15 protein-coding genes are annotated in these 17,806 nt (G+C 65.7%); 5 read left to right on the forward strand and 10 right to left on the reverse strand.

All coding sequences use genetic code 11. The annotated features are described in order from the left end of the window. Positions 1–333: 333 nt before the first annotated feature. From V5B60_RS07965 to V5B60_RS07975, 3 genes are all read right to left on the reverse strand, one after another. Positions 334–1,854 carry a transposase family protein gene (locus tag V5B60_RS07965; RefSeq protein ID WP_332346524.1) on the reverse strand — a complete coding sequence of 507 codons (1,521 nt, stop codon included), beginning with the start codon at positions 1,852–1,854 and terminating at the stop codon, positions 334–336. Next, positions 1,851–2,771, reverse strand: a complete 921-nt coding sequence (locus V5B60_RS07970; protein WP_332346525.1) for a DUF4338 domain-containing protein — start codon at positions 2,769–2,771, stop codon at positions 1,851–1,853. The genes V5B60_RS07965 and V5B60_RS07970 overlap by 4 nt, the downstream gene beginning before the upstream one ends. A 344-nt stretch (positions 2,772–3,115) precedes the next feature. Next, positions 3,116–4,198 (reverse strand): hypothetical protein, encoded by a 1,083-nt coding sequence (locus V5B60_RS07975; protein ID WP_332346526.1) that lies wholly within the window; start codon positions 4,196–4,198, stop codon positions 3,116–3,118. On the opposite strand from V5B60_RS07975, the gene V5B60_RS07980 reads away from it, so the two are divergent. Next, entirely contained in the window at positions 4,160–4,501 is a 342-nt protein-coding gene (locus V5B60_RS07980) for a response regulator (protein WP_332346527.1), read from the forward strand. The two genes, V5B60_RS07975 and V5B60_RS07980, sit on opposite strands and share 39 nt — an antisense overlap. A 100-nt stretch (positions 4,502–4,601) precedes the next feature. Here the strand turns inward: V5B60_RS07980 and hisD are convergent, their stop codons facing one another. Both hisD and hisG read right to left on the reverse strand, forming a co-directional pair. Beyond that, a complete protein-coding gene (gene hisD, locus V5B60_RS07985; RefSeq protein WP_332346528.1) occupies positions 4,602–5,918 on the reverse strand; it encodes a histidinol dehydrogenase in 1,317 nt (438 codons plus the stop codon). Next, the gene (gene hisG, locus V5B60_RS07990; RefSeq protein WP_332346529.1) at positions 5,915–6,559 is read right to left on the reverse strand and encodes an ATP phosphoribosyltransferase; all 645 of its coding nucleotides are present in this window, start codon (positions 6,557–6,559) and stop codon (positions 5,915–5,917) included. The genes hisD and hisG overlap by 4 nt, the downstream gene beginning before the upstream one ends. Before the next feature lie 277 nt (positions 6,560–6,836). Here hisG and V5B60_RS07995 point away from each other — a divergent pair, with 277 nt between their 5' ends. Further along, positions 6,837–8,357 (forward strand): hemolysin family protein, encoded by a 1,521-nt coding sequence (locus V5B60_RS07995; protein ID WP_332346530.1) that lies wholly within the window; start codon positions 6,837–6,839, stop codon positions 8,355–8,357. 60 nt (positions 8,358–8,417) lie between these two features. Here V5B60_RS07995 and V5B60_RS08000 read toward each other — a convergent pair whose 3' ends face one another. The 3 genes from V5B60_RS08000 to apbC form a co-directional block, all read right to left on the reverse strand. Continuing rightward, positions 8,418–10,655, reverse strand: a complete 2,238-nt coding sequence (locus tag V5B60_RS08000) for an arginine/lysine/ornithine decarboxylase (protein WP_332346531.1) — start codon at positions 10,653–10,655, stop codon at positions 8,418–8,420. Between the two features lie 107 nt (positions 10,656–10,762). Further along, the gene (gene dcd / locus V5B60_RS08005) at positions 10,763–11,329 is read right to left on the reverse strand and encodes a dCTP deaminase (RefSeq protein ID WP_332346532.1); all 567 of its coding nucleotides are present in this window, start codon (positions 11,327–11,329) and stop codon (positions 10,763–10,765) included. 120 nt (positions 11,330–11,449) lie between these two features. Next, positions 11,450–12,541: an iron-sulfur cluster carrier protein ApbC gene (gene apbC / locus V5B60_RS08010; RefSeq protein ID WP_332346533.1), complete on the reverse strand. Its 1,092-nt coding sequence runs from the start codon at positions 12,539–12,541 to the stop codon at positions 11,450–11,452. Positions 12,542–12,669: 128 nt separating this feature from the next. Between apbC and V5B60_RS08015 the strand changes: the two genes are divergently transcribed. Beyond that, positions 12,670–13,809: a PLP-dependent cysteine synthase family protein gene (locus tag V5B60_RS08015; protein WP_332346534.1), complete on the forward strand. Its 1,140-nt coding sequence runs from the start codon at positions 12,670–12,672 to the stop codon at positions 13,807–13,809. A gap of 24 nt (positions 13,810–13,833) precedes the next feature. Here V5B60_RS08015 and V5B60_RS08020 read toward each other — a convergent pair whose 3' ends face one another. Both V5B60_RS08020 and V5B60_RS08025 read right to left on the reverse strand, forming a co-directional pair. Then, complete coding sequence (locus V5B60_RS08020; protein WP_332346535.1) at positions 13,834–14,718, reverse strand: inositol monophosphatase family protein; 885 nt, start codon at positions 14,716–14,718, stop codon at positions 13,834–13,836. Positions 14,719–14,724: 6 nt separating this feature from the next. Next, positions 14,725–15,276, reverse strand: coding sequence for a thioredoxin family protein (locus tag V5B60_RS08025; protein WP_332346536.1), 552 nt, complete (start codon positions 15,274–15,276; stop codon positions 14,725–14,727). Between the two features lie 56 nt (positions 15,277–15,332). On the opposite strand from V5B60_RS08025, the gene V5B60_RS08030 reads away from it, so the two are divergent. Continuing rightward, positions 15,333–16,094: a 16S rRNA (uracil(1498)-N(3))-methyltransferase gene (locus V5B60_RS08030; protein WP_332346537.1), complete on the forward strand. Its 762-nt coding sequence runs from the start codon at positions 15,333–15,335 to the stop codon at positions 16,092–16,094. After that, complete coding sequence (gene pap / locus V5B60_RS08035; protein ID WP_332346538.1) at positions 16,087–17,805, forward strand: polyphosphate:AMP phosphotransferase; 1,719 nt, start codon at positions 16,087–16,089, stop codon at positions 17,803–17,805. The genes V5B60_RS08030 and pap overlap by 8 nt, the downstream gene beginning before the upstream one ends. Position 17,806 lies beyond the last annotated feature (1 nt).

Consider the following 17,806-nt stretch of genomic DNA (forward strand, 5'->3'; position numbering starts at 1 on the left):
ACGATGTACGCACCGCGCCGGAAGCCTGGTCAATCATCTTCGAGGACGCGATTCTCTCAGTTTCCCGAGGCGACCGCCATGCTGCCGTCAGCAGGCCAGCCCTGAAGCATGACCCTGCTGAATCGGCCCCGCTTGCCGGAAGCCCCCGTTTTCGGCGCTGAAGCGGTCAGATTGCTGGAGGCTGGCGGCAAGTGAGGGCTGGATGCGCGGGTGGTGTGGGGTCCGTGAAGAGGGTGTCGATCGGTGGCAGGAACTCCGTTGTGATCTCTGGGCGAGCCTCTTCCTGCACCGAGCGCAGCACGCGGGGTTGTTCCTGGGGCCGTCCGCGACAGCTCACTCGAGTTGCAGGAGAAAGGGTCTGGCGAGAAGCACGCGCATCCGCGCGGAATCGAGCCAGGGCGCAGCGCAGGAATTTCGGATGAAGGCGATGGCCCCGCGCACGCCGAGTTGGTCGAACAGATCGCGCAGCTGTCGCGTGAAGCGCGCCAGGGTATTGAAGACATGCGCCAGCCGCATCAGGAGGTGGTAGCCGCGCATCGCATTCCAGTCGAGGGCAAAGGCATGCTCGTAGTGGTAGCCCTGGTGTTTCTCGACGAGGAAGCCCGCTTCGATGCCCCAGCGGTGGCGGGCGCCGAGATTGCAACGCACATGGACGTTCTCGCAGCTGAGCGGCCGGCTGGAGAGCCAGGCGTGGCGTGCCGTCTCGGTCACGATGGCGGCCTGTTGGTCGACCCGCTGCCAGCTTTCCTCACAGACGACCACGTGCAGCTTGAGCCGGCAACGACCGTTCGCGCCAAAGGCATACTCGATGTCATTGACCCAGCTGAAGTGCTGTTGGCGTTTGCCCCAGTCCAGCTGCCGGGTTTGCGACTGCCGGGGCTGCAGCGCGCGGAACTCCTCCCAGACCGAGGGCAGATCCTTGTCCCGGAGGACGATCATGAACTGCCAGCCGGCGCGCAGGCAGCGTTGCATCACCGGCCCGTTGGCGTAGAGTCCGTCGAGCACGAGCAGGATCGGCAGGCGCGGGAACAGCCTCTTGAGCCGGTCGCTCAAGCGCGCAAAGCCGCGCAGCTCGCAATCCTGCTTCTGCGCTTCGCTGTCGCCCAGCGCGTGTTCGAGGAACTCGCTGAGCAACGGGATGACCAGACCGCCGTGGAAGACGAGGCTGGCTTCGAGCACGTAGACGAAGTACTGGGTGTGGCGGTTTTCGTCCTTGCCGACGCTGCGCTGCAGGAGTTCCTCCGCCCAGAGGGTGTCGCCGGCGAGCTTCTGCGAGCCATCGATGGCGATCGGATGGCAGTGGTTGATCAGATAACGCCGGAAGCTCTTGCCGCGGATCAGGCGGCGCACCAGGTCGACGTGCGCCTGTTCGAGTTGCGTCAGGTCGATGTCGCGCAGCAGCCGATAGAGGGTGTCGGCGTGCGGCAGGGCCTCGATCTGCGGGAACAGCAATTGCAGGTTGGCGAGGAACTGCGGACGGGTCATTTCGCGGTTGGTCTCGCGCCGGGAGGCGAACTGGAAGACGAACATCAGCAGCCCATAGAGCAGCAGCGCGGTCAGCTTGTGCCGGCGCTTCCTGGGGGCCCGCGGGTCGGGAATCCGTGCCAACTGGCGGAGCAAGGCCGGCAGCTCCTGGCGCAGGAGGCGTGCCTGCTTGCTCACGGCGTCCTCGCGGGCTGCCCGTTCTTCGTCGATGGTCGTGAAGGCCGAGCATCGGTTGGGCAGCGGCGGGGGTGACTGGGGCCGTTGTCCCATCGCGCGCCGCTTCGCGTTCAGCGCCTGCTCCTGCCGTCTCTTGTCGCTGCGTTGCGCCCGAATGCCGGCACGCGTCGGACGACGGCAGGGTTTGCTCATCGCCGGGTGGGCTCGGTCACGGCGCACAGCCGGTCCCGACCGTCGCTGCCGAGCGGCTTGACCCATACTTGCCGAGGCGTGCTGTGATAGGTCCGCCCAGGGCGGGCCAGCCCGCGTCCGCTGGTCTCTCCGAGCAATTGCCAACCGGCAGCCCGGTAGCAGGTGCCGGTATGCTGTCGCGGGTCGACGAAGCTTTCCAGCAGCAGGGGCTCGAAGCCCCAATGTTCGAGCCAGTCGCTGCGCGCACGACGCGCGAGTTGGCCGAGCACCTGGCTGGCCAGATGCGGTACGCGAACGTGCGGGAAGATCAGGAAGCGACTGTTGTTGAGTACCCGTGGCAGGTTGTGGCGCCGGGTCTGAGCGGTCCAGCCGATCCAGTCGTCGCGCACGGCCACCGCCCGGGCGGCACCGGACAACAGGACACAACCGAGCCGCAGCTCGCCCGCCGTGATGAAGTAACGCAACCGGTAGCCGAAGGCACCCTGGAAACCGAGCGGGTGCCAGCGCGCCATCAGATCATCCCATTGCTTCGCCAAGGCGGTGTCGCGGATCACTTCCAGGCGGACCGGGGCCAGGGCCGACAGCGAAACCTCCACCGGAGTCGGCTCGACCATCGGCTCGGCAACGGCCCGGGGCTGCGCCGGGCAGCGTGGCGTCGAACGGGATGCCCGCGCGGCCCGCTGTGCGGGCAGGACGAGCAGGCCGGCCGCCTGCAAGCGCTGCAGGAACTCCAGGCAGGCGCCGGTCTTCGCCGTCCCCGTCAGCGTCACCCAGCCCAGATGCTCGCACAGCGTCGCCGCCAGTTCATGGCGCGCCAATCCGGGCAGCCACGCCACCGTCGCGCAGATGTCGGCAACCTCTCGCGCACTGAACTCCCGGCCGCAGTGCACCCAACTGCTCGGCGTCATCGCATCCATCGCACAACCTTCACCAGAAACGCAGATCCGCTAACCTCAGCCTATTCTGCCAAAGGCCTCGAAAATTGTCTAGCCCTCCTTTGCGAAAGCCTTTTTTTGCCGTGGCCGCCAAGCCTTGCTACGACTGGGCTGCGCGGGTGATGCTTCAGGGCTGTCAGCAGGCGAGGGGCAGGGGGTCGCCGGCGGAAATGGACGACCTTCTTCACGCCCACCGCGCAAGACGGCGGTCATTCGTTTTATCATGCGGATACTGCAGGCGGGCCGATCTGTCAGCGCCGGCGAGGGCGACTGCCGAAGGGCTCCGGATTCTGACGCCGATGGTCGATGCGGAGGGGTATGCGATGTCAATGAACGGGGGTTGGTTGCTGGTCCTGGGCGGCTTGGTCGTTGCTTTCGTCATCTGGCGGCTGGTGGTTGCCGCACGCTCCGGCAGGAGACCATCGGCGACAGGGGAAGGTGCCGAAGGACTCACGGTGGAGGAAGCCGCTCGCCATGAAGGCGAACGCCTGTCTGCCGAGGAGGCTGCACGCCGCGAAGCCGAACGCCTCGCCGCCGAGGAAGCGGCACGCCGTGAAGCGGAACGGCTGGCTGCCGAGGAAGCGGCGCTCCGTGAAACCGAGCGCCTCGCCGCCGAGGAAGCCGCCCGCCGCGAGGCCGAACGTCTCGCCGCCGAGGAAGCCGCCCGCCGCGAGGCCGAACGCCTCGCCGCCGAGGAAGCGGCGCTCCGCGAGGCCGAACGCCTCGCCGCCGAGGAAGCCGCCCGCCGCGAGGCCGAACGCCTCGCCGCCGAGGAAGCCGCCCACCGCGAGGCCGAACGCCTTGCCGCCGAGGAAGCCGCCCGCCGCGAGGCCGAACGCCTTGCCGCCGAGGAAGCCGCCCGCCGCGAGGCCGAACGTCTCGCCGCCGAGGAAGCGGCACGCCGTGAAGCGGAACGCCTCGCCGCCGAGGAAGCGGCACGCCGTGAAGCGGAACGCCTCGCCGCCGAGGAAGCCGCCCGCCGCGAGGCCGAACGCCTCGCCGCCGAGGAAGCCGCCCACCGCGAGGCCGAACGCCTTGCCGCCGAGGAAGCCGCCCGCCGCGAGGCCGAACGCCTTGCCGCCGAGGAAGCCGCCCGCCGCGAGGCCGAGCGCCTCGCCGCCGAGGAAGCCGCCCGCCGCGCAGCCGAACGCCTCGCAGCTGAGGAAGCGGCACGCCGTGAAGCGGACCGCCGGGCAGTAGAGGAGGCGCTTCGGCAGGAAGAGGAGGAACGACTGGCGGTCGAGGCGGCCATCGAGCGTGAGACGGCGCGTCAGGCAGCCGAGGAGGCACGGCGGCGTGAACTGGCCGCTGTGGTGCCGACGTCCAGGACGGCCGAACAGACGGTCGTCATGGTCGCCGACGATTCGAAGGTGGTACGCATCAAGACCGGCAGACTGCTGGCCGCGCACCGCTTCCAGGTGGTCATGGCCGAGGACGGCGCGGACGCCGCACGGCAGATCGAAGCCTCGCTGCCCGATGTTCTGGTCACCGACGTCGACATGCCCGGCTTGACCGGGCTGCAACTGGCACGTCAGGTACGGGCCGATCCGCGGACCGCCGCCTTGCCGATCATCATCGTCACCTCGGACAGCGAGCAGCTGCAGGACGAAGCGGCAGCTGCCGGCGTCAACGTGGTTCTCGGCAAGCCTTACCCGGAGGCCCTGCTGATCGAACACGTGCAGCAGCTCGCCCACGTCAGTGCCGCGTCGTGAGCACCGGCACAGGTTTGGCGAGCAAAGGCTGCGCTGGCGGATGAGCTGTGCGCCCAAAGACGGATGCGGCTAGCGCGTCCCGTGCACTGCCCGCTCCCGGTCAGTCCTCCGCGAGACGATACTCGGCCGAGCGCGCGTGCGCCGGCAGTCCTTCGCCATAAGCCAGCGTCGCGGCGATGCGCCCGAGCGTTCTTGCACCAACCGGCGAAATCCGGATAAGGCTGCTGCGTTTCTGGAAATCGTAGACGCCGAGCGGCGACGAGAAGCGGGCACTGCCGGAAGTAGGCAGGACATGGTTCGGGCCGGCGCAGTAATCGCCCAGCGACTCGGACGCATGGCGACCGATGAAGATCGCCCCGGCATGGCGGATCCGCCCCACCCACTCGTCGGCATCGGCCAGCGACAGCTCCAGATGTTCCGGCGCGACGCGATTGGCGATTTCGCAGGCCTCTTCGAGATCGCGCACGAGAATCAGCGCACCACGATTTTCCAGTGCCGCGCGGATCACTTCCCGGCGCGGCATCGTCGGCAACAGGCGGTCGATCGCCGCCGCAACGCGATCGATGAACGCAGCGTCGGGGCAGATGAGGATGGACTGCGCGAGCTCGTCGTGCTCGGCCTGCGAAAAGAGGTCCATCGCGACCCAGTCCGGGTCGGTGTGGCCATCGCAGATGACGAGGATTTCGGATGGCCCGGCGACCATGTCGATGCCGACGACGCCGAACACCCGGCGCTTCGCCGCCGCGACATAGGCATTGCCCGGGCCGACGATCTTGTCGACCTGTGGCACGGTCTTGGTACCGTAGGCGAGAGCCGCCACCGCCTGCGCGCCGCCGATGGTGAACACGCGAGTGACGCCGGCGAGGGCGGCTGCCGCGAGGACGAGCGGGTTGTGCTCGCCCGCCGGCGTCGGCACGACCATGATCAGTTCGCCGACCCCGGCGACATGGGCCGGGATCGCGTTCATCAGGACTGAAGATGGGTAGGATGCCTTGCCACCGGGAACGTACAGACCGACCCGGTCGAGCGGCGTCACCTTCTGCCCGAGCATGCTGCCGCGCATTCCTTCGTCGGGATCGTCGTATTGCCAGCCCTGCAACGGCTGCCGCTCATGGTAACGGCGCAGGCGCTCGGCCGCCTTGGTCAGCGCGGCACGCTGCTCGCCCGGCAAGCCGGCGAGCGCCCGCTGCAGTTCGTCTTGCGACAGCTCCAGTTCGTCCATCGAGGCGACGCCCAGGCCATCGAAGCGACGCGTATACTCGATGACGGCCGCATCACCGCGTGCCTTGACGTCGGCCAGGATGGCGGCGACGCATTCGTCGACCGATTGGTCCTGCGCCGCCTCGAAGGCGAGCAGGGCGTCGAGGCGGACGGCAAAATCGCTGTCGCTGCTGGCCAGCCGCTTGATGGCGATCATTGCTGCACCACCCGGGCGATCGCCGCGAGAATCGGCGCCAGCGGCTCGCGCTTGAGCTTCAACGCCGCCTGGTTGACGATCAGCCGTGAAGAAATGTCCATGATGTGCTCGCAGGCGACCAGGTTGTTCGCTTTCAACGTGCTGCCGGTGGACACCAGGTCGACGATGGCGTCCGCAAGGCCGGCCAGTGGCGCGAGTTCCATCGAGCCGTAGAGCTTGATCAGGTCGACGTGCACCCCCTTGGCAGCAAAATGCTCACGCGCGATGTTCAGGTACTTGCTCGCCACCTTCAGGCGCGCGCCCTGGCGTACCGCATTCTGGTAGTCGAAACCGGCCGGTACCGCGACCATCATCCGGCAGCGGGCGATGCCGAGGTCGATCGGCTGATACAGACCGTCGCTGCCGTGTTCGAGCAGGACGTCCTTCCCCGCCACGCCGAGGTCCGCGGCACCGTACTGGACGTAGGTCGGAGTGTCGGTCGCACGAACGATCAGCACGCGGACATGCTCCCGGTTGGTCGGAAGAATCAGGCGGCGCGAGGTTTCCGGGTTTTCGAGCGGTTCGATTCCGGCAGCGGCCAGGAGCGGCAGCGTCTCGTCAAAGATGCGACCCTTCGAGAGGGCGATGGTGATGCCATCCACGGCATTCTTCCTGCACGACAAAGCCCGCATTCTAGCGCAACGCGGATTATCCGCCCGGTCGGGTAGAGGTGAGTCACGGCCAAGGCGGCAGCGACGCGGCCCAAACGGGTAGGATCCGGGCATCAATGAAGTATGATTCGGCCTGTGCGTAGTGGATGCTGGAAAAATCCACCGCAAGACAAACAATCATGAATGGTGGGCAGGCGCCCGCCAGCCTGCTGCCGGTGCCCGCGAGGGCGTTCTGGCCGTGGCAACGGAGACCGAGGAGGGGTGCCGCATGGAACAGATGACGCTTTACATGAATCTCGTGTTGATCCTGGTGTTCGTCGCCGGCAACGCCTTCTTCGTTGGCTCGGAGATCGCCATCTCGTCGGCACGACGCAGCCGCATCCGGCAGCTGGCCGAGGACGGCGACAAGCGCGCCGCCCGCGTCGAAATGCTGCACAACGAGCCGGAGCGCTTCTACTCGGTGACTCAGGTCGGCATTACCCTGGTCTCTCTGGGTCTTGGCGCAGTCGGCATGGAAACCATCAGCATCCTGACCGACCCCTGGTTCGTCGCCACCTTTGCGCTTTTCGGCGACGGCGATGCGCTGACCAAGGCGGCACACACTGTCTCCTACGTCTTCGCCTTCATCGTCATTTCGTTTCTGCACGTCGTCGCCGGCGAGCTGGCGCCGAAGGTGCTCGCCTTCCACAAGGCGGAACAGCTCAGCATGGCCGTTGGCTGGGTGATCAACGTGATGTACCTCACCTTCCGGCCGCTGATCTACGTCATGAAGATGTCGTCGAATGCGTTGCTCTGGGTGTTCGGCCAGCGCAACCTCGAAGGGCACGGCGAGAGCCACTTCACGATGTCGGTCGAGGAGATCCGCATGATCCTCTCGGCGAGCGAGAAGGACGGCACGCTCGCCCGCGAGGAAACCGAGATGATCCGCGGCGTCTTCAAGCTCGATGAGCACACCGTGCGCGAGGCGATGATCCCGCGGACGCAGATCCGCGCCCTCGCCCGCGAAGAGACGCTCGCCGAGGCACTGCGGCTGTTCCGCGACGTGCCGCACGCGCGTTTCCCGGTCTACGACAAGAGCCTGGACCGCATCACCGGCGTCGTGGCGATCAAGGAACTGCTGAGCGTCATGGCCGAGAGCAGCGGCGACAAGCTCGACGACGTCAGCCAGCGGCCAGTGGGAGAGTTCGCACAGGCGCCGTACATCGTGCCGAACAGCAAGCTGCTCAGCGATCTGCTCAAGGACTTCAAGCGCACCCGGCAGCAGATGGCTGTGGTGATCGACGAGTATGGCGGTACTGAGGGAATCATCACCCTCGAGGACATCCTCGAGGAAATCGTCGGTGAGTACGAGGACGAGTTCACCCGCCAGGCGAGACGGGTGAAGAAGCTGGTTGGCAGCCAGTACGAGATCGACGCCTCGATGCGCGTTTCCGACCTCGAGGGCCTGCTCGACTTCCCCTTCCCGAAGGACGACGACTACGTGACGCTCGCCGGCCTGTTCTACAAGCGGCTGGGCAGCGTCCCGGCAGTCGGCGATACCGTACAGCTCGAGGGTGCCCGTCTGACCGTCCTCGAGATGGACAACCACCGCATCACGCTGCTCCGTTTCGAGGATACCGCTGTGGGCGAGGACGGTGTGCTGCGCCTGGTCGAGGATACTTCAGCGGGCGACCCGGCACTACCGGAAGGTCAGGAAGAAACGCCGCTGCCCAGTGATGCGGAGGACACGCAGGCGGCCAGCGGCACGATTGCCCAGACGCCACTGCCGGCGACGCCCGCCGACCGTTGATGCGGCGGCCGGCAGAGAGGTCACGACTGCCCTGCGCTGGCCGCTGGCTGAGCCAAGGATTCAGCGCACGCAATCCACCGAGTAGACCGGCCTGCCATCGACCAGCGCCTTGACCAAGCCATGGACGTCGGTTTCGAAGCCCGGGAAGCGTTCGTTGAAATCGCGCGCGAACTGCAGGTAACGAACGATCGTCGCATTGAAACGTTCGCCCGGGATGAGCAGCGGGATTCCCGGCGGGTAGGGCGTCAGCAGGGTGCTGGTGATGCGCCCCTCGAGTTCGTCGATCGGTACCCGGTCGATTTCCCGGTGCGCCATTTTGGCGAAGGCGTCGGTCGGTTTCATCGCCGGTTCCATGTCCGAGAGGTACATGCGGGTGGTCAGGTGCGCGACGTTGTTCGCCGCATAGACGCCGTGGATCTGCCGGCAGAGATCCTTCAGCCCGCACCGGTCGTAGCGCGGGTTCTTGGCCAAGAACTCCGGCATCACCTTCCACAGCGGCAGGTTCTGGTCGTAGCCATCCTTGAACTGCTGCAGTTCGGTCACCATCGTGTTCCAGCGACCCTTGGTGATGCCGATGGTGAACATGATGAAGAATGAGTAGAGACCGCACTTCTCGACGATGATCCCGTGTTCGGCGAGGTACTTGGTGACGATCGCCGCCGGGATGCCCCACTCGGCGAACGCCCCATCCACGTCGAGCCCCGGGGTGATGATCGTTGCCTTGATCGGATCGAGCATGTTGAAGCCCTCGGCGAGCTGGCCGAAACCGTGCCAGCGCTCACCCGGCCTGAGGATCCAGGCGGTCCGTTCCTCGAGGCCCTCGCCGCTCAGGTCCTCCGGTCCCCAGACCTTGAACCACCAGTCGGCGCCCCACTCGCTGTCCACCTTGCGCATCGTGCTGCGGAAGTTGAGCGCCTCGGCGATCGACTCCTCGACGAGCGCGGCTCCCTCGGGCGCCTCCATCATCGCCGCCGCGACGTCGCAAGAGGCGATGATCGCGTACTGCGGCGAGGTCGAGGTGTGCATCAGGTAGGCTTCGTTGAAGACATCGCGGTCGAGCTTGCGCCCTGCCGACTCCTGCACCAGGATTTGGGATGCCTGCGACAGGCCGGCGAGCAGCTTGTGCGTCGACTGCGTGGAGAAGATCATCGAATCCTGGCAGCGCGGCCGATCGGCGCCGATCGCATGGTAGTCGCCGTAGAAGTCATGGAAGGCCGCATGCGGCAACCACGCTTCGTCGAAATGCAGGGTGTCGATGACGCCATCGAGCATCTGCTTGATCTCCTCGACGTTGTACAGGATGCCATCGTAGGTGCTCTGCGTGATCGTCAGCACGCGCGGCTTGCTGCCGACGTCACGCGCAAAGGGGTGCGCTTCGATCTTGGCGCGGATGTTCGGCCAGAGAAACTCCTCCTTGGGTATCGGCCCGATGATCCCGTAATGGTTGCGGGTCGGCATCAGGAAGACCGGGATCGCGCCGGTCATGATGATCGAATGAAGGACCGACTTGTGGCAGTTGCGGTCGACGATGACGATGTCGCCCGGGGCGACGGTCGAATGCCAGACGATCTTGTTCGAGGTCGAGGTCCCGTTGGTGACGAAGAACAGGTGGTCGGCGTTGAAGATGCGCGCAGCGTTTCTCTCGGAAGCTGCCACCGGGCCGGTGTGGTCGAGCAACTGGCCGAGTTCCTCGACCGCGTTGCAGACGTCGGCGCGCAGCATGTTCTCGCCGAAGAACTGGTGGAACATCCGCCCGACGGGGCTCTTCAGGAAGGCGACACCACCGGAATGGCCGGGACAGTGCCAAGAGTAGGAGCCATCCTCGGCGTAGTGCGTCAGCGCACGGAAGAAGGGCGGCGCCAGGCTCTCGAGATAGGCTCGGGCTTCGCGGACGACGTAGCGGCTGATGAACTCCGCGGTGTCCTCGAACATGTGGATGAAACCATGCAGTTCGCGCAGGACGTCGTTTGGGATGTGGCGCGAGGTGCGCGTCTCGCCGTAGAGGAAGATCGGGATGTCCTCGTTGCGGCAGCGAATCTCCTTGACGAAGGCGCGCAGGTTGGCGATCGTCTGGTCCGACCGACCGTGCTTGAACTCCTCGTCGTCGATCGACAGGATGAAGGCTGAAGCACGGCTCTGCTGCTGCGCAAAGGACGTCAGGTCACCGTAGCTGGTGACGCCGAAGACCTCGAAGCCCTTCTTCTCGATCGCCTTGGCGAGCGCGCGGACGCCGAGCCCGCCGGTGTTTTCCGAGCGGTAGTCCTTGTCGATGACGATTACCGGGAAATTGAAATGCATGTGCGGAATCCAGTCTCTGGTCGGGGTGGGATGTCGGCAATGCCAGTGTCAGCGTACAGCGGGAGGAAGGCAGTTCGGCGCGATGCCGCCGGGCGCTCGCGGGCCTTTCAGATCTTGGGCAGGGTGACCCCCACCTGCCCCTGGTACTTGCCGCCGCGATCCTTGTAGGATGTTTCGCATTCCTCGTCGGACTCGAAGAACAACACCTGGGCGATGCCCTCGTTGGCGTAGATTTTCGCCGGCAGCGGTGTCGTGTTCGAGAACTCGAGGGTGACGTGCCCCTCCCATTCGGGTTCGAAGGGCGTCACGTTGACGATGATGCCACAGCGCGCGTAGGTGCTCTTGCCCAAGCAGACGGTGAGCACGCTGCGCGGAATGCGGAAGTACTCGACGGTACGGGCAAGGGCAAATGAGTTCGGCGGGATGATGCAGAAATCGTTCTTGACCTCGACGAAGGAGTTCGGGTCGAAGTTCTTCGGATCGACGATGGTCGAATTGAGATTGGTGAACAGCTTGAATTCGTCCGAACAGCGGATGTCATAACCGTAGCTCGAGGTGCCGTAGGAGACGATGCGGCGCCCGTCGACCGAACGGACCTGCGTCGGTTCGAAGGGGTCGATCATGCCGTGCTGTTCCGCCATGCGGCGGATCCACCTATCCGATTTGATTGACATTGGTCGTTACCCGCACAGCGCCGAGAGAGAATTAATGCTCATTCTACGGCGTCCGGGCAGCGGATGAAACCGCCCTGGCGGGCGAGACGGGCGAGAGCCCGTCAGGGCCTCATCGTCGCCTCAGGTGTTCTGGACGACGATGTTCGGAAAGCGTGCGCTCATGTCACGCGCCCGCTCGGCGACCTTCACCGCCAGGCGGCGGGCGATCGTGCGGTAGATCTCGGCCGCCCGCGAATCCGGCGCACCGACGACGGTCGGGGTGCCGGCGTCGGTGAGTTCGCGGATCGACAGTTCGAGCGGCAGCGCGCCGAGAAACTCGGTGTCGTAGTCGCGGCACATCTGCTCGCCGCCACCGTGGCCGAAGATGTGTTCCTCGTGCCCGCAATGCGCGCAGATGTGGATGCTCATGTTCTCGACCAGGCCAAGAATCGGGATACCGACCTTCTCGAACATCTTCAGCCCCTTGCGCGCATCGATCAGGGCGATGTCCTGCGGCGTCGTGACGATGACCGCGCCGGTCACCGGAACCTTCTGCGACAGGGTGAGCTGCGTGTCACCCGTTCCCGGCGGCATATCGACCAGCAGGTAATCGACATCCTGCCAGTTGGTCTGCTTGAGCAGCTGTTCGAGGGCCTGCGTCACCATCGGACCGCGCCAGACCATCGGCGAATCGATGTCGATCATGAAACCGATCGACATTGCCTGCAGCCCGTGGGCAAGAAGCGGATCCATCGACACGCCATCGCTCGACTCTGGTCTCCTGCCGGCCAGGCCGAGCATCTGCGGCTGTGACGGGCCGTAGATGTCGGCGTCGAGCAGGCCCACGGTGGCACCCTCCTGTGCCAGCGCCAGCGCCAGGTTGACCGCCGTCGTGCTCTTGCCGACGCCACCCTTGCCCGAGGCGATGGCAATGATGTTCTTCACCCCCGGCAGTGGTTTCAGGCCACCCTGCACCGTATGCGCGACGATTCCCGGCGCGACATGGACACTGACGTTGGCGACGCCCGGGATCGTCCGCAATCCAGCGATGATCGATCGCCGGATCTCGTCGATCTGGCTCCTCGCCGGATAACCGAGTTCGATGTCGAGCGACACGTCGTTACCGTCGATTCGGATGTTTCGTGCCGAACGCGTCGCCAGGTAATCCTTGCGCGTGTTGGGGTCGATGACTTGCCTCAGTGCCGCGTGTACGGCTTCAGTCGTGATGGACATCTGTTCGCATTCCGGTGATTGATAGTTGAGCAATTTACTATAGTTTAACCCAGAATCGCGCCCGGCGCGCGCCACTCGGGCAGGCACGCGGTTTTGCCCGTGTTCGCGATGGCTGTTAAGCTCCGCGCATGAGAACCACTGCACACCCTGCGGCAGAGCAGGACAGGGCCTGGGTGGTCGCCGCCGTGCGCCGCATCGAGGCCGATTTCCAGCGCTCCAGCGACAGCCACCTGATACCCCTTTCACTTCCCGGCTGGCCGGGGATCGACCTGTATCTCAAGGACGAATCGAGCCATCCGACAGGCAGCCTGAAACATCGCCTCGCGCGCTCGCTGTTCCTCTATGCGCTGTGCAACGGCTGGCTGCGCGAGGGAACGAGCGTCGTCGAAGCCTCCAGCGGTTCGACGGCGATCTCTGAAGCCTATTTTGCCCGCCTCCTCTCGCTGCCTTTTGTCGCCGTGATGCCGGCGTCGACCTCCACCGACAAGATCGCCGCCATTGAGTTCCAGGGCGGGCGCTGCCATCTGGTCGACGATCCGACGACCATTGGCAGCGAATCCAGGCGGCTGGCCGACGAACTCGGCGGCCATTACCTCGATCAATTCACCTACGCCGAGCGCGCCACCGACTGGCGTGCGAACAACAACATCGCCGAGTCCATCTTTCAGCAGATGCGCCTTGAGCGCCACCCCGTGCCGGAGTGGATCGTCTCCGGTGCGGGTACCGGCGGCACAGTCGCCACCCTCGGTCGTTACGTTCGTTACTGCGCGCGCAGCACCCGTGTCTGCGCGGCCGACCCGGAAAACTCGGTGTTCTTCGATCACTACCGCACCCGCCAGCCGGATCTCCGCCTCCACGCGGGCTCGCGCATCGAGGGGATCGGCCGTCCATGCGTCGAGGCGTCGTTCCTGCCGCACGTCATCGATGCCATGGTCGCAGTCCCCGACGCTTGGTCGGTCGCGGCAATGCACGAGCTCACGACCCGTCTCCGGCGCAGTGTCGGGGCCTCGACCGGCAGCAACCTGATTGCCACCCTGGCGTGCATGGCACGGATGCGGGAACGCGGTGCAACGGGCTCGGTCGTGACGCTGCTCTGTGACTCGGGAGATCGCTACCGCCACACCTACTACAGCGAGAGCTGGCTGCAGCAGGCTGGTCTGGGTTGTCAGCGTGAGCGCGCCGCGGTCGCCGTTGCGCTGGACAGCGGGGTGATTCCCGGCGAACTGTCCGCCGCCTGGCGGCTGGCCGGCGAACTGGCGCCCGAGTAGCCGGCAGCGACCGGACAGGCAGTGTCAGGGCCTGTCGTCAGCGCAGGCACTGCCGAGGAGCGGCGTGTCCTGGCGCACCCAGTCGCGCCAGGCGGCGAAGACGACCGGGTGCAGGGCGGCGATGACCGGCCGCCGCCAGACGTCCTCGGCGTCATAGTCGTCATGCACCAGTGAACACATCCGGCCTCCGGCCTCGCTCAGGATCAGGCTGCCGGCGGCATAATCCCAGAGCATCTGGCCGCCATGCAAATACAGATCCAGCCGCCCGGCAGCCAGATTGCACCAGTCGAGCGTCGAGCTGCCGAAATTGCGCTGCGAGTAGAACGGCGGGCCAACGGCTATGCGATCGGCCAGCGGCTTGGGGATCCTCTTGAAGTCGACGCCCCCGACGGCGCGGGCGATGTCGGACGTCACCTGGCGCAGCGGCAGGCGGCGGCCGTTGAGGTAGGCACCATTGCCCTGACGGGCGTAGAACATCTCGTCGGTGATCGGATTGTAGGTGACCGCCAGGCGAACACGCCGGGCACTCAGCCAAGCCAGCGAGACGGCGAAGCAGGGCAGTCCGTTGATGAAATTGGTGGTGCCGTCGATCGGATCGATGCACCAGAGGCCGCGCGGGTCGTCGCCGCTGGCCTCCCAGATGGCGCGCTGCGCCGCCGGTGACATTTCCTCTCCGATGGTCGGGCACGGGCGGATTCCGCTCAGGCGCTCGACCAGGAAACGCTGCGCCGCGACATCCGCTTCGGAACACAGTGAACCGTCGTCCTTGCGCTGGCCGTGGCTGACGCGCAGGAAACGCGGAATGATCTCCCGCTGCGCCACTTCACGTACCAGCGCGATGCTCGCGTCGAGCATCCGCTTGAGTTCGCCGTCAGCCAGCGGCGCGACCGCACTGCCTTCCTCCCGCATGCCCGCTCAGTGACGCCACTTGATCGAGCAACCGATACTCGGCGTCTGCTGCGCAGGGCCCTCGCCGGTCACCGCCACCAGGCGCATTGCCTCCACCAGTTCGCGCCGTGCATCCGGGGGCGCCGGCATGCGTCCGCTGGCATCGAGCCGTCCGCGGTACTGCAACGCGAGATCGCGGTTGAAACCGAAGAAGTCGGGTGTGCAGATGGCGCCATAGCTGCGAGCCACGTCTTGCGTCGGGTCGTGCAGATAGGGAAAGGGGAAATCGAGCGCTCTCGCCACGCGCACCATGTTGTCGAACGAATCTTCCGGATACTCGACCGGATCGTTGCTCATGATCGCCGCCACCCCGATGCCGAAGCTCTGCAGCTCGCGTGCGTCGCGGCAGATGCGGTCGATGATCGCCTTGACGTACGGACAGTGGTTGCAGATGAACATCAGCAGCAGACCGTTGGCGCCGCGCAGGGTGGACAGGTTGTGCTGCGCGCCGCTGGTATCGGCCAGCTCGAAATCCACGGCCTGCCAGCCAAAGTCACACACCGGGGTATTGAGCGCCATGCGCCAGGAGCCTCCAAACTGCCAACATCGAACGCGGGAGAACTTATAATAGCACGGTGAACCATCCGCGCTTTCATTGCCCGCTGCCATTGGTCGCCGGCGCCCGCTTCGATCTGCCGGAGCCAGCGGCGCACCACGCCAGCGCCGTGCTGCGGCTGCGCTGCAACGATGAGCTGACTCTCTTCGATGGCGGCGGCGGCGAGTATCGCGCGCGAGTCGTCGCCAACGACCGTCGCCGCGTGACGGTCGAGCTGAGCGACTGGTCAGCGGTGGAGCGCGAGTCACTGTTGTCGGTCACCCTCGTCCAGGCAGTGCAGGCTGGCGACAAGATGGATCTGACCATACAGAAGGCGGTTGAGCTCGGCGTCGCGCGGATCGTGCCGGTACTGTCACGCCGCAGCGTCGCGCGTCCCGCTGGCGAGCGGGCCTGGCGTCGCCTGCAGCATTGGCAGGCGGTGATCGTCTCCGCCTGCGAGCAGTGTGGTCGCAATCGGCTGCCGGAGCTGGCACCCATCGAGTCGCTGGACAGCTGGCTGGCGCGACCGCCATTGGCCGCTGCGTTGCGGCTGATGCTGGCCACGGATGCGGCACGGTCTTTGGCGGCTGTGCCGGCCATGTCGGTCGGCCAGCCGGTCGAGCTGCTGATCGGCGCCGAAGGAGGACTGGCCGCGGAAGAGCTGCGGTTGGCGACGTTGTCCGGTTTTCTGCCAGTACGTCTCGGGCCGCGCATCCTGCGTACCGAGACGGCTGGCTTCGCAGCCCTGGCAGCCCTACAGGCCTTATGGGGTGATTTCAAGGAGGAGAGGACTGATGTTTGAATCGGCAGAGCTGGGACACAAGATCGACAAGGAAACCTTCAAGGTCGAGGAGCCGAAGTTGCGCGCCGGACTGCTCGAAGTCCAGGAACAGTTGCGGGCCGACGCCAGCTTTCCGGTGGTCATCCTGATCAGCGGTGTGGATGGGTCGGGCAAGGGTGAAACGATCAACGTCCTCTACGAGTGGATGGATCCGCGCTTCCTGTCGACGCACGCCTTCTACGCGCCGACCGCCGAGGAACGGGCGCGTCCGTCGATGTGGCGCTACTGGCGGGCGTTGCCGCCGAAAGGGCGCATCGGCATCTTTTCCGGTTCCTGGTATTCGCACCCGATTGCCGAGCGGATCGGCAACGACATCTCGCGCGCCGACTTCGACCAGCGGATGGACCAGCTCAATCGCTTCGAGGCGATGCTGGTGAACGAGGGGGCGCTCGTCCTCAAGTTCTGGATTCACCTCTCAAAGGATGCGCAGCGTGAGCGACTGAAGTCGATCGAAGCCAACCCGCTGACCCGCTGGCGGGTGACGAAGGCCAGCTGGGACCGCCTGAAGACCTACGACAAGCTGCAGGAGGTCGCCGGGCACCTGCTGCGCACGACGAACACGCCGTGGGCGCCGTGGATCATCGTCGAGGGAACCGATGACCGCTACCGTTCACTGACGGTTGGCAAGACGATCCTGGACGCCCTGCAGAAGCGCCTGGCGGACAAGCGGGACCAGAATTCGCCGGTGGCGCCTCCGATCTCGCACCGCATCGACCGTCTGGACGTCTTGAGTTCGCTCGACATGACGCAGAGCCTGACGAAGAAGGAGTACGAGACCGAACTGGCCACCTGGCAGGCACGCCTGGCGGAGCTGATGCGCCATCCCGACTTCAAGAAGAGAGCACTGATCATCGCTTTCGAGGGGGCCGACGCCGCCGGCAAGGGCGGTGCGATCCGGCGGGTGATGTCGGCCATGGACGCGCGCCAGTACCAGATCGTCCCGATCGCCGCGCCGACCGAAGAGGAGCGCGCGCAACCCTACCTGTGGCGCTTCTGGCGCCACATGCCGCGCCTCGGCCGGGTGGTCATCTTTGACCGCACCTGGTACGGCCGGGTCCTCGTCGAACGCGTCGAAGGCTTCTGCAGCACGGCTGACTGGCTGCGCGCGTACTCGGAGATCAATGATTTCGAGCACGACCTCTGGCACGCGGGCGGCATCGTCATCAAGTTCTGGCTGCAGATCAGTGACGAGGAGCAGTTGAAGCGCTTCGAGGAGCGCGCCCAAGTCGAGCACAAGCGCTTCAAGATCACCGAGGAGGACTGGCGCAACCGGGAGAAGGCCGGAGCCTACCACGAGGCGATCTGCGACATGATCGAGCGCACCAGTTCCGGTACGGCGCCGTGGACGCTCGTCGAATCCAACGACAAGTATTTTGCCCGAGTCAAGGTCCTGCGGACGATCTGCGAGCGCCTCGAGAAGGAGCTGAAGGTCGACCCCGCCAAGCAGCCGCGGATGGTCATTGCCACGGCCGCGAAGGTGGAAAGCCCACAGCAGGTGTCAGGCAGGGAGTCGCCGGAGGCGACAGCGGACAGCGGCCGGCAGTCCAAGGCGCAGCGGGCGAAGGAGTTGCGCGCCGAGAAGGCGCTGGCGGCGAAATCGGCGAAGGCGGCGAAGGCAGCCAGGGAAGACAAATCCGACGAAGCGGAAGGAAGGGCCAGCCCCGCGGCGTGAG

Source organism: Accumulibacter sp., from assembly GCF_036625195.1.
Taxonomy (GTDB): domain Bacteria; phylum Pseudomonadota; class Gammaproteobacteria; order Burkholderiales; family Rhodocyclaceae; genus Accumulibacter.

Excerpts from the sequence above, each read along its gene's own strand:
- V5B60_RS08015 (WP_332346534.1), top strand. The coding sequence starts at position 12,670 with ATGAGAACCACTGCACACCCTGCGGCAGAGCAGGACAGGGCCTGGGTG.
- hisD (WP_332346528.1), bottom strand. The coding sequence starts at position 5,918 with ATGATCGCCATCAAGCGGCTGGCCAGCAGCGACAGCGATTTTGCCGTC.
- apbC (WP_332346533.1), bottom strand. The coding sequence starts at position 12,541 with ATGTCCATCACGACTGAAGCCGTACACGCGGCACTGAGGCAAGTCATC.
- V5B60_RS08025 (WP_332346536.1), bottom strand. The coding sequence starts at position 15,276 with ATGGCGCTCAATACCCCGGTGTGTGACTTTGGCTGGCAGGCCGTGGAT.
- V5B60_RS08000 (WP_332346531.1), bottom strand. The coding sequence starts at position 10,655 with ATGCATTTCAATTTCCCGGTAATCGTCATCGACAAGGACTACCGCTCG.
- V5B60_RS07995 (WP_332346530.1), top strand. The coding sequence starts at position 6,837 with ATGGAACAGATGACGCTTTACATGAATCTCGTGTTGATCCTGGTGTTC.
- V5B60_RS07970 (WP_332346525.1), bottom strand. The coding sequence starts at position 2,771 with ATGGATGCGATGACGCCGAGCAGTTGGGTGCACTGCGGCCGGGAGTTC.
- pap (WP_332346538.1), top strand. The coding sequence starts at position 16,087 with ATGTTTGAATCGGCAGAGCTGGGACACAAGATCGACAAGGAAACCTTC.
- V5B60_RS07965 (WP_332346524.1), bottom strand. The coding sequence starts at position 1,854 with ATGAGCAAACCCTGCCGTCGTCCGACGCGTGCCGGCATTCGGGCGCAA.
- V5B60_RS08020 (WP_332346535.1), bottom strand. The coding sequence starts at position 14,718 with ATGCGGGAGGAAGGCAGTGCGGTCGCGCCGCTGGCTGACGGCGAACTC.
- dcd (WP_332346532.1), bottom strand. The coding sequence starts at position 11,329 with ATGTCAATCAAATCGGATAGGTGGATCCGCCGCATGGCGGAACAGCAC.